The organism is Neobacillus sp. NRS-1170 (assembly GCF_050468025.1).
In genome coordinates this window covers 1-3,222 of the sequence record NZ_JBITPF010000113.1, presented here as the reverse complement: position 1 = coordinate 3,222, position 3,222 = coordinate 1, and the positions used below count along the sequence as shown (strand labels likewise).

3 protein-coding genes and 15 tRNA genes are annotated in these 3,222 nt (G+C 43.5%); 16 read left to right on the top strand and 2 right to left on the bottom strand.

Annotated elements, in window-relative coordinates:
• Window positions 1–34 precede the first annotated feature (34 nt).
• The 15 genes from ACIFOT_RS31980 to ACIFOT_RS31910 all read left to right on the top strand — a co-directional run bounded on the left by ACIFOT_RS31980 (window position 35) and on the right by ACIFOT_RS31910 (window position 1,584).
• Window positions 35–111 (top strand) — tRNA-Arg (locus ACIFOT_RS31980).
• Window positions 112–120: 9 nt separating this feature from the next.
• Window positions 121–197, top strand: a tRNA-Pro gene (locus ACIFOT_RS31975).
• A 28-nt stretch (window positions 198–225) separates the two neighbouring features.
• A tRNA-Ala gene (locus tag ACIFOT_RS31970) sits at window positions 226–298 on the top strand.
• 17 nt (window positions 299–315) lie between these two features.
• Window positions 316–392: transfer RNA gene (locus ACIFOT_RS31965), tRNA-Met, on the top strand.
• 9 nt (window positions 393–401) lie between these two features.
• Window positions 402–494: transfer RNA gene (locus ACIFOT_RS31960), tRNA-Ser, on the top strand.
• 32 nt (window positions 495–526) lie between these two features.
• A tRNA-Met gene (locus tag ACIFOT_RS31955) sits at window positions 527–600 on the top strand.
• A gap of 3 nt (window positions 601–603) precedes the next feature.
• Window positions 604–680 (top strand) — tRNA-Asp (locus tag ACIFOT_RS31950).
• Window positions 681–876: 196 nt separating this feature from the next.
• A tRNA-Phe gene (locus tag ACIFOT_RS31945) sits at window positions 877–952 on the top strand.
• Between the two features lie 22 nt (window positions 953–974).
• Window positions 975–1,059 (top strand) — tRNA-Tyr (locus tag ACIFOT_RS31940).
• Between the two features lie 25 nt (window positions 1,060–1,084).
• Window positions 1,085–1,160, top strand: a tRNA-His gene (locus ACIFOT_RS31935).
• Between the two features lie 15 nt (window positions 1,161–1,175).
• Window positions 1,176–1,250: transfer RNA gene (locus tag ACIFOT_RS31930), tRNA-Gln, on the top strand.
• 6 nt (window positions 1,251–1,256) lie between these two features.
• Window positions 1,257–1,330, top strand: a tRNA-Cys gene (locus ACIFOT_RS31925).
• Between the two features lie 13 nt (window positions 1,331–1,343).
• Window positions 1,344–1,417: transfer RNA gene (locus ACIFOT_RS31920), tRNA-Gly, on the top strand.
• Window positions 1,418–1,425: 8 nt separating this feature from the next.
• Window positions 1,426–1,502: transfer RNA gene (locus ACIFOT_RS31915), tRNA-Ile, on the top strand.
• Window positions 1,503–1,512: 10 nt separating this feature from the next.
• Window positions 1,513–1,584 (top strand) — tRNA-Asn (locus tag ACIFOT_RS31910).
• 150 nt (window positions 1,585–1,734) lie between these two features.
• Here the strand turns inward: ACIFOT_RS31910 and ACIFOT_RS31905 are convergent.
• Complete coding sequence (locus ACIFOT_RS31905; protein WP_430072914.1) at window positions 1,735–2,004, bottom strand: hypothetical protein; 270 nt, start codon at window positions 2,002–2,004, stop codon at window positions 1,735–1,737.
• A gap of 635 nt (window positions 2,005–2,639) precedes the next feature.
• On the opposite strand from ACIFOT_RS31905, the gene ACIFOT_RS31900 reads away from it, so the two are divergent.
• A complete protein-coding gene (locus tag ACIFOT_RS31900; protein ID WP_430072917.1) occupies window positions 2,640–2,849 on the top strand; it encodes a hypothetical protein in 210 nt (69 codons plus the stop codon).
• On the opposite strand, the gene ACIFOT_RS31895 is transcribed toward ACIFOT_RS31900, so the two are convergent.
• On the bottom strand, window positions 2,794–2,958 hold the full coding sequence (locus ACIFOT_RS31895) for an NUDIX domain-containing protein (protein WP_430072911.1): 165 nt from the start codon (window positions 2,956–2,958) through the stop codon (window positions 2,794–2,796). The genes ACIFOT_RS31900 and ACIFOT_RS31895 overlap by 56 nt on opposite strands.
• Window positions 2,959–3,222 lie beyond the last annotated feature (264 nt).

The window sequence follows — 3,222 nt, the reverse complement described above, 5'->3', positions numbered from 1 at the left end:
GATTCCGGTCCTCGGCACCATTTATTTTTATAATGCGCCCGTAGCTCAATTGGATAGAGCGTTTGACTACGGATCAAAAGGTTATGGGTTCGACTCCTTTCGGGCGCGCCATTAAAAATACGGGAAGTAGCTCAGCTTGGTAGAGCACTTGGTTTGGGACCAAGGGGTCGCAGGTTCGAATCCTGTCTTCCCGACCAGTCGAAAGTTTTTTTACAATAACAACATGGGGCCTTAGCTCAGCTGGGAGAGCGCCTGCTTTGCACGCAGGAGGTCAGCGGTTCGATCCCGCTAGGCTCCATTTTTTATATTGATAATGGCGGTGTAGCTCAGCTGGCTAGAGCGTACGGTTCATACCCGTAAGGTCGGGGGTTCGATCCCCTCCGCCGCTACCATATCTTTACGGAGGAATACCCAAGTCCGGCTGAAGGGATCGGTCTTGAAAACCGACAGGCGGGTTAAACCGCGCGGGGGTTCGAATCCCTCTTCCTCCGCCATAATATTTTATGGTTTATAACTTATTTATCGTCGCGGGGTGGAGCAGTCCGGTAGCTCGTCGGGCTCATAACCCGAAGGTCGCAGGTTCAAATCCTGTCCCCGCAATATGGTCTGGTAGTTCAGTTGGTTAGAATGCCTGCCTGTCACGCAGGAGGTCGCGGGTTCGAGTCCCGTCCAGACCGCCATTTTCATCCCAGTAGCGAACGCTGCTGTTGATATAGATTTTTTTTGTATGGCTCAGTAGCTCAGTCGGTAGAGCACGCCCGAATAAGCTACAGTGAATAAGCATCAGCGTACCCATCGAGCTGCTGCTTGAGTAAGCTTTCTGAGATGGGGACGAAGGTACGACCATCTTCAAAGTTAAGGAAACAATCATAATATGGCTCAGTAGCTCAGTCGGTAGAGCAAAGGACTGAAAATCCTTGTGTCGGCGGTTCGATTCCGTCCTGAGCCACCATCTACTAGATGTTTTTATATGTGGAGGGGTAGCGAAGTGGCTAAACGCGGCGGACTGTAAATCCGCTCCCTCGGGGTTCGGCGGTTCGAATCCGTCCCCCTCCACCATTGATTTAAAATACTTGGAATTATGGCGATTGTGGCGAAGTGGTTAACGCATCGGATTGTGGTTCCGACATTCGTGGGTTCGATTCCCATCAGTCGCCCCATTACATTCATAATATTGGGCTATAGCCAAGCGGTAAGGCATCGCACTTTGACTGCGACATGCGTTGGTTCGAATCCAGCTAGCCCAGCCAAATTAAGGCAGCATAGCCAAGTGGTAAGGCAGAGGTCTGCAAAACCTTTATCACCGGTTCAAATCCGGTTGCTGCCTCCAATTATTCAATAGTGCGGGTGTAGTTTAGTGGTAAAACCTCAGCCTTCCAAGCTGATGTTGTGAGTTCGATTCTCATCACCCGCTCCATTATTTATGGGCCTATAGCTCAGCTGGTTAGAGCGCACGCCTGATAAGCGTGAGGTCGATGGTTCGAGTCCATTTAGGCCCACCATAAGTTTTATTCCGCAGTAGCTCAGTGGTAGAGCTATCGGCTGTTAACCGATCGGTCGTAGGTTCGAGTCCTACCTGCGGAGTCTTTTTTTATTTTCTAGACTAACAAGATTCCCTCAAAACTCAATCGATTAATTGGTTATGTTGAACGGGGAAATTGTTGGATTTAGTATATTGGGCGTTACGAAACGAAAAAGCAGATATCCAAATGGATATCTGCTTTTTGGTGTGATCTATCCGCCGAATATGGCTTGAAGGATTAGTGCCTTATACATAAATGTAAAAAGACCAATTAGGATTCCGGATATGGCCAGTCCGCGCCTGTATGAATTAAAAAGACCTACTATACCGAATAAAATCGCCATAATCCACACAGGGAGAAGGATCCAGCCAAGGATGGGTATCAGGCTCAAAACAAATCCAATGATTGCAAGAGAAATGGACACTTTGGCCGCTTTATTTGATTGTTTTTCTATTACAATATAATGGCGTTCACCAGACAAAAAAATCACTCCTTATGGTATATGGTACATCTATATCCATTTTGGAGTTTTTTAATCTTTTGGTGTTTATTTTACTGGTTTTTGTGGTAATTTAATTCGCCCTATCCAAGTGCCCGCCATGAGGCAGAAATCGTTTGAGTAAAGATGATTTTGTCCTTATAGGGCAGTCATGAGCAACCCGAAGATCAGCATCATATAAATCATTCAAACTATTAAAAATGAAATTAAAGCTTAATTAAAAGTATTTCAATCACCATGGTTATGGTCATGGTAAAAGTCAGTTTCACGGTCATGGATTTGACTCCGGTCTAAAATGGCATCATATGCGGGATAATAGTTGGGCGGTGCCTGGCTCACTGTGAATTTGCCGATGGAAGGGAAGGGCGAGGCAATGCAATCCTCCTCAGAATTTTCCCTCGGTTTATGCTACATGTCATATTTTTTAAAAAAATAAAATATAGAATCATTTTCTGGGGAATAATGTCTTTTTTTGAGAAAATACTTAACTGGTTTTCGACAATTACATTCAGATATCCATATATCCTAATGGTCATATTTTGTTCCTAAATCAAAAATACTTTTGAATAACCTCTGGAGCATCTTGGTTATAAACTAGTTTCCAAGCGTCAAGGAGCATGAAATTAGACTATCAAACTAATACATGGGGTGGAATAGTGGAACATCCTGCAGGAGTTACTTCTGTAAAGGAACTTTATTATCTTGCTTACGGTTCAACAGAAGAAGCACTCAAGGATATTGCTGCAGCTCACTGTTTGAGCACTGGAACGGTTAGAAGTTTCCTAGAACCAGCCAATGCTCAGATAAAAAGCCAGTTTCTTCTTTGATTTCTCTTTTGGCGGTATCCAGAGGAGAATCGCTGTCTTGTTCAATGATCCTGGCTGGCAGCTCCCATTCCCAGCTTTTGAAGTATAAGTATAACCCCTCGTGAGACATTATTGATTATTCGGTGGTCATTGTCATATTAGGGACAAGTCTTAAAAAAACAGCTTCAATGGAAGCTGTTCTAAGCTTGAAATATAAGAGAAAATAAATCGTTTTTATTTTTTTTTGAAAAAGTATTGACCAATCTATTAATCTCCTGTAATATAGGAAAAGTCGTCAGCGAGACGATGAAAGAAAAACAAAAAAGTTGTTGACTTCGAGTTAATAACTTGTTATGATGATAAAGTCGCTTTTGAGCGATGATGAAATTGTTCT

What these genes read in the sequence shown, in the direction of transcription:
- ACIFOT_RS31900 (WP_430072917.1), top strand. Translation starts at nt 2,640, where the DNA reads ATGAAATTAGACTATCAAACTAATACATGGGGTGGAATAGTGGAACAT.
- ACIFOT_RS31895 (WP_430072911.1), bottom strand. Translation starts at nt 2,958, where the DNA reads ATGTCTCACGAGGGGTTATACTTATACTTCAAAAGCTGGGAATGGGAG.